This is a genomic window from Mesorhizobium sp. M7A.F.Ca.CA.004.12.1.1, assembly GCF_003997835.1.
Classification (GTDB): domain Bacteria; phylum Pseudomonadota; class Alphaproteobacteria; order Rhizobiales; family Rhizobiaceae; genus Mesorhizobium.
The window spans coordinates 1-6,145 of record NZ_RZRK01000353.1 but is presented as its reverse complement, the minus strand read 5'-3'; the positions used below and the strand labels follow the sequence as shown (position 1 = coordinate 6,145).

5 protein-coding genes and 1 pseudogene are annotated in these 6,145 nt (G+C 64.1%); 4 read left to right on the top strand and 2 right to left on the bottom strand.

What is annotated here, in order from left to right:
• On the bottom strand, positions 1-725 hold a 725-nt coding region (locus EN984_RS19055; RefSeq protein WP_164765525.1), incomplete at its 3' end, for a dipeptide epimerase.
• 76 nt (positions 726-801) lie between these two features.
• Between EN984_RS19055 and EN984_RS19050 the strand changes: the two genes are divergently transcribed.
• The 4 genes from EN984_RS19050 to EN984_RS19035 are packed head-to-tail and all read left to right on the top strand — an operon-like array spanning position 802 to position 4,888.
• A complete protein-coding gene (locus EN984_RS19050) occupies positions 802-1,989 on the top strand; it encodes an ABC transporter permease (protein ID WP_023810578.1) in 1,188 nt (395 codons plus the stop codon).
• A 1-nt stretch (position 1,990) separates the two neighbouring features.
• A complete protein-coding gene (locus EN984_RS19045) occupies positions 1,991-2,812 on the top strand; it encodes an ABC transporter ATP-binding protein (protein ID WP_127276369.1) in 822 nt (273 codons plus the stop codon).
• Between the two features lie 14 nt (positions 2,813-2,826).
• Positions 2,827-4,200 carry an MlaD family protein gene (locus tag EN984_RS19040; RefSeq protein ID WP_127272353.1) on the top strand — a complete coding sequence of 458 codons (1,374 nt, stop codon included), beginning with the start codon at positions 2,827-2,829 and terminating at the stop codon, positions 4,198-4,200.
• Complete coding sequence (locus tag EN984_RS19035) at positions 4,181-4,888, top strand: ABC-type transport auxiliary lipoprotein family protein (protein WP_127271479.1); 708 nt, start codon at positions 4,181-4,183, stop codon at positions 4,886-4,888. The genes EN984_RS19040 and EN984_RS19035 overlap by 20 nt, the downstream gene beginning before the upstream one ends.
• 285 nt (positions 4,889-5,173) lie before the next feature.
• Here EN984_RS19035 and EN984_RS19025 read toward each other — a convergent pair.
• Positions 5,174-6,145: pseudogene (locus EN984_RS19025) on the bottom strand (kinesin); the annotation flags it as partial.

Here is a 6,145-nt window from a genome sequence, read left to right as displayed (position 1 = left end):
GCATCGTAGAGACCGACAAGCGCTTCGAGATTCTCAGCCTCGTGCACGCTTTCATCGGCGCAGATCGGCACGGGATGGGCGATATGGCGCAGGATTTCGTCATGACCGGCCGGCAGCGGCTGCTCGATCAGCGCGATGCCTTGTTCGGCGGCAAAGGCGAGGTTCGCAACGATGTTGTCGTCGCTCCAGCCCTCATTGGCGTCGAGGATGATGCGGCTGTCTGGCGCTGCCTGCCTGACCGCGCGGATGCGGGCGATGTCGTTGTCGCCGCCGATCTTGACCTTGAGCAGCGGCCGCGCCGCATTGGCGCGAGCCTGCGCCGCCATCGCCTCCGGCTCGCCCAGCGACAGCGTGTAGGCGGTTTCGAGCGCCTGCAAGGGAAGAGCACCTATCGCGACTGCTACCGAGGTTCCGCTGAGCTTTGCCTCCAGGTCCCACAGGGCGCAGTCTATGGCGTTGCGGGCGGCTCCGGCCGGCATAGCATCGAGCAAGGCGGTCCGGCTGATGCCACCGGCGATCCGGCCGCGCATGGCCTCGATCGCGTCGCGCACGCCCTCCATGGTCTCGCCATAGCGCTTGTAGGGGACGCATTCGCCGCGGCCGAGGTGGCCGCCCTCGCCGATCGTGCAGGAGATCACCTCGGCTTCGGTCTTGGAACCTCGCGAAATGGTGAAGGTTCCGGCGATGGGAAAACGCTCGGCCTCGACCGAAATGACACGCGCCATATTTTTCTGCTCCTGCTGTGCGACAAGCGTTGTCGGCAAATCGACAGGTCAGACCCGTCAGGCTAAACAGGACGCCATGTTGACCATCGGCAAGCGCGACGCAAGCGGCACGACCGCAGGGGAGGCTGACCACGAACCGCGCGTGGCGATCGGCGAGGAGGATGGCGTTCTTGGCTGCGCTTTCTCCGGAATCTGGACCACAAGGACCGTCGCGCTCATCGACGCCGACATGCGCAAGATCGAAAAGCGAAGCGGCTTCAAAACCTTGGCGCTCGATGTTTCCAAGATCGAGAAGATGGACACCGCCGGCGCCTGGCTGATCGACCGGCTGGTCAGCGCCTTCGAGAAGAAGGGCGTCGAGATCCAGATGCAAGGCCAGAGCGAGATCGCTTCGATCCTGCTCGAAGCTGTCGGCGAGGCCGTGCGGCGCGAACCCGAATCCGGCCCGGCGCGGCCGCCCAACATCGTCATTCGCGCGCTTGAGGCGGTCGGCCGCCGCGTCTACGAGATGCGCGACGATTTTCTCGCTTCGATGAACATCCTCGGCGCCACCATCCGTGGCGCGCAGATGAAGCTCGGCCGTGGCCATGCCGTCAACCCGGCGGCGATTTTCAACCAGATCGACCGCATGGGCGTCGGCGCCATTCCGGTGGTGGTGCTGATGTCGGCGATCGTCGGCGCCATCGTTGCCCAGCAAGGCGCCTATCAGCTCAGCTATTTCGGCGCCGATATCTTCGTCGTCGACCTGGTCGGCGTGCTGATCCTGCGCGAACTCGGCGTGCTGATGACGGCGATCATGATCGCCGGCCGCTCCGGCAGCGCGATCACCGCCGAGATCGGCTCGATGAAGATGCGCGAGGAGGTCGACGCGCTGAAGGTCATCGGGCTCAACCCGATCGGCGTCCTGGTCTTTCCGCGGCTCGTGGCGCTGGTCATCGCCTTGCCATGCCTGACCATCATCGCCAATTTCGCCGCACTCGGCGGCGGCATACTGGCTGCCTGGCTCTATTCCGACATCCCGCCCGCCGCCTTCATCGACCGGTTGCGCGTCGCCATCGATCTCAGCACCATCTTTGCCGGCCTGATCAAGGCGCCGTTCATGGCCATGATCATCGGCACGATTGCCTCGGTCGAAGGCATGAAGGTCGGCGGCAGCGCCGAATCGCTCGGCCAGCATGTTACCGCTTCGGTTGTGAAGTCGATCTTCGTCGTCATCATCCTCGACGGACTTTTTGCCATGTTCTACGCAGCGATCGAGTTCTGAGATGAACCTGCGAAACAGGAAAAGGGCGGGCGCATTGGCGGATGAGGCGGGTGAGGGCGACATCGTGCTATCCGCGCACGACATCAGCGTGTCCTTCGCCGACAAGCTTATCCTCGACAGACTGTCGCTCGACATAAGGCGCGGCGAAATCCTTGGATTTGTCGGCGCCTCGGGTGCTGGTAAATCCGTTCTGCTGCGCACCATTCTCGGCCTGACGCGCAAGCAGTCGGGTACGATCAAGCTGTTCGGCGTCGATGTCGAGAAAGCTGATGATGCCGAGCGTCTGCGCATCGACATGCGACTTGGCGTGCTGTTCCAGCACGGCGCGTTGTTCTCGGCGCTGACAGTGCAGGAAAACGTCCAGGTGCCGATGCGCGAATATCTCGACCTGCCGCGAAAGCTGATGGACGAACTGGCGATGCTCAAGATCGAGCTGGTCGGGCTGCCGCCCGATGCAGCGCAGAAATTCCCGTCCGAACTGTCCGGCGGCATGATCAAGCGCGCCGCGCTGGCCCGGGCGCTGGCGCTCGATCCCGACATCGTCTTCCTCGACGAGCCGACATCGGGCCTCGATCCGATCAGCGCGGCGGAGTTCGACGAGCTGGTGGTCAAGCTGCGCGATACGATGGATTTGACTGTCTACATGGTCACGCACGATCTCGACACGCTGTTCACCGCTTGCGACCGGGTGGCCGTGCTCGGCAAGAAGAAAGTGCTGGTCGAAGGCACCATCGACGACATGCTGAAGAGCGAGGAACCGTGGGTAAAGTCCTATTTCCGCGGAAAACGCGCCCGGCAACTTGATCTTGCGGCGCGCGCATAGCCATAAGTGGGACAATGGAAACCAGAGCCAACTACGTCATTGTCGGCATCTTCACGCTGGCCGCGATCCTGGCGGCGTTTGCCTTCGTCTACTGGACGGCGGCCATCGGCGACAAGGGCGAGACGACGTTGCTGCGCGTGCGCATTCCGGGCTCTGCGTCCGGGCTTGGCCGCGGCAGTTTCGTGCTGTTCAACGGCGTCAAGGTCGGCGACGTCAAGCGCGTCTATATCGACGTCGACAATCCGACGGTTGCCATCGCCGATACCGAGATCGACCGCATGACGCCGATCACCAAATCGACGCAAGCCGATATCGGGCTTGCCGGCCTGACCGGGCAGGCCAACATCGAGCTCAAGGGCGCCGACCCCAAGGAAGTGAAACTCCTCGACCAGGCGGAAAAGGAAGGCAAGGTCGCCGAGATCGTCGCCAACCCGTCGGCGGTGACCAACCTCTTGCAGACGGCGCAGAATATCTTCACCCGCGCCGACAAGGTGCTGACCGAGCTCGAAGGCTTCACCAGGGACGTTCGCGGGCCGCTGACGCAGACCGTCCAGAATGTTCAGACCTTCTCCGATGCGCTGGCCAAGAATTCGGATGGCATCGACAAATTCCTGTCCGCCGCCAGCACGCTGGCGGATGAGCTTAAAGGCGTTTCCGGCAAACTCGACGGCACGCTGAAAGCAGCCGAAGGCCTTCTCAACGCCGTCGACAAGGACAAGATCAAGAGCATCGTCGCCAATGTCGACGCGGTAACCGGTAACCTCAAGGAGACGTCGAAGCAGCTCGACGGCGTGATCAAGAACGTCGATACAGCCGTGGGATCGGTCAACGACTTCGCCAAACGGACGCAAGGCACGCTGGCCAAGGTCGACAACGTGATCGACGGTATCGATCCCGCACAAGTGCGCTCGGCGCTCGCCAACATCCAAAAGGCCAGCGAGAGCGCCGACAAGGCCGCCGCCGATATCGCTGAGGTGACCCACAAGTTCGCCAACCGGGCCGACGACATCGACCAGACGATCAAGGACGCAAAGCAGCTCGCGCAACGGCTCAACGATGCCTCGGTGCGGGTCGATGGCATTCTTGCCAGGGTCGATACCTTGCTCGGGTCGGGGCAGGCCGATGGCGTGATGGCGGATGCCAGGGCGACGCTGAAGTCGTTCAAGCAGGTTGCCGACACGCTGAATGCCCGCCTTGGCGTCATCACCGACAATCTGGCGCGCTTCTCGGGACAGGGACTTTCGAATGTCGAGGCCTTGGTGCAGGACAGCCGCCGTTCGATCAGCCGCATCGAAGAGGCGGTGACCGATCTCAGCCGCAATCCGCAGCGCATCCTTTCGGGTGGCGACGGCGAGGTTCGGCAATTCGATGGCAGGGCGCGGCGTTGACTTCGGCGACGGCGCGCCCCAGAAACATGAGCCGCGAAAGCGGGTCGATCTTACGATCCGGGGACAACGGGGATCGCGCGTGAAGTCTGTGTGGGTGAAAACGGGCGGGTTGACATCGGCTGCGGCACTGCTTGCCCTGACGCTGGCCGGCTGCGCGGCGTTGGGCGGCAAGCCCGCGCCGCTCGATACGTTCGAGCTGTCGGCGCCGTCGATCGACGCGCATGGCCATAGCCGCCGCCAGATCCTGATCGCGCAGCCGTCGGCGCTCAAGGCGCTGGACAGCCAGAACATCGTCATCAAACCGTCGGATCGCTCGATCCAGTATCTTAAGGGCGCGCAATGGGCCGACCGGCTGCCGCTGATCGTGCAGGCGCGGCTGGCCGAGACCTTCCAGCGCTCGGGCAGCTTTGCCGGCGTCGGCAAGCCGGGCGAGGGCCTGGCGATCGACTATCAGGTGATCGTCGAAATCCGGTCCTTCGAGGTGCGTGTCGACGGCGGCGAACATGCCGAGGTCGATCTGTTCGTGCGGATCCTGAACGATCGCAACGGCGAGGTCCGTGCCTCCAAGAGCTTCACCGCAGCCGCACCCGTCTCGGGCAGCGGCAATCCTGCCTATGTCAGCGCGCTCGACAAGGCGTTCGGCGACGCCGCCGGGCAAATCGTGCGCTGGACGGATTCGGTGATCTGAGCCGGCCGAGCTTTCAAAGCGATCGTGCGTCGCGTTGAAACCACGTCGCACAGCGCATCGACTAAAGATCTTTGGTTTGCGCCGCCCCTCATTGCCCTGCCGGGCATTTCTCCCCGTATAGTGACGGGGAGAAAGACGTTGTCGCCGAAGATTTCGCCAATCGCCAACGTTGCTGAATGGGCGCCGGGAGTGCGGCCATCTCCTTCTCCCCGTCACTATATGGGGAGAAGGTGCCGGCAGGCGGATGAGGGGCGGCGCCGACCGATTGTGATCCTCGTCGCCCGCTCAGTGCAGGCGGCCGCTCGCATGGGCCAGCATGGTGTAGACCTTGCCGGTGTCCGACGTCAGGTAGGTCTGCGCCATGATGTTGTCGCGGTCGTTGCGCGAGACATCCTTGAGCAGCTTCTCGAAATCGTCGCAGTAGCGGTCGACAGCGGCGCGGAACTCGGCTTCCGCCTGATACTTGCGACGGATCTCGTCGAACGTCTGCTGTCCCTTCAACGTGTAGAGCCGCCTTGTGAACACGTCACGCTCGCCACGCCGGTAGCGGTTCCACAGCTCGATCGAAGCCTCGTGGTCGATGGCACGCGCGATATCGACGGAGAGCGAGTTCAGCGATTCCACGACATGCAGGGGCGAGCGCTGGGCAGGGGTAGCGCGCTGCGCTTCCACGGGGGCCGTAGGGGCTGCCGACCTGAGGTCCTCATCGTTCGATGCCGCGGTCAGCAGATCCCGCACCCATCCGCCCTGGGGCGTGCGGGCGCTGGCATCGCCGCGCGGACGCGGTGCCGCCTCGGCAGGACGCTCAAGGTCGAGCGTGCCGCGCAATGCAGGGCCGCCCAAGGGCGCCTGAGGCGTGCGCAGGTCCGGCTGCGGTGCCGGTGCGCGGCGCGGCGGCTCGGCAGCGCGTGCGGCCGGCGCTTGCGGCGCCGGACGCAGGTTGCGTGGTTCGGACCCGTCACCGCCGCGGCCGGACTTGGCCACGATGTCCGAAAGCTCCTTCAGGGCGTTGATCTGCTCGGAAACGGCGCGGCGGATGGCCGAGGTCGATTCCTTTGCCTCTTCGGGCATTTCGATGACGCCCTTCTTGAGCTCGGCCCGGGTCAGGTCGAGTTCGCTCTTGATCGAGCCGGCGGTGCGCCGCATCTCCTCGGTGGCATCGGCAAAGCGCTTGGTTGCCGAATCGACGACGTCGGTGATGGCGTTGCGGATCTTGTCGGCCGACTCCATCGTCTTGCCTTCGGCGTTCTGCAGCGT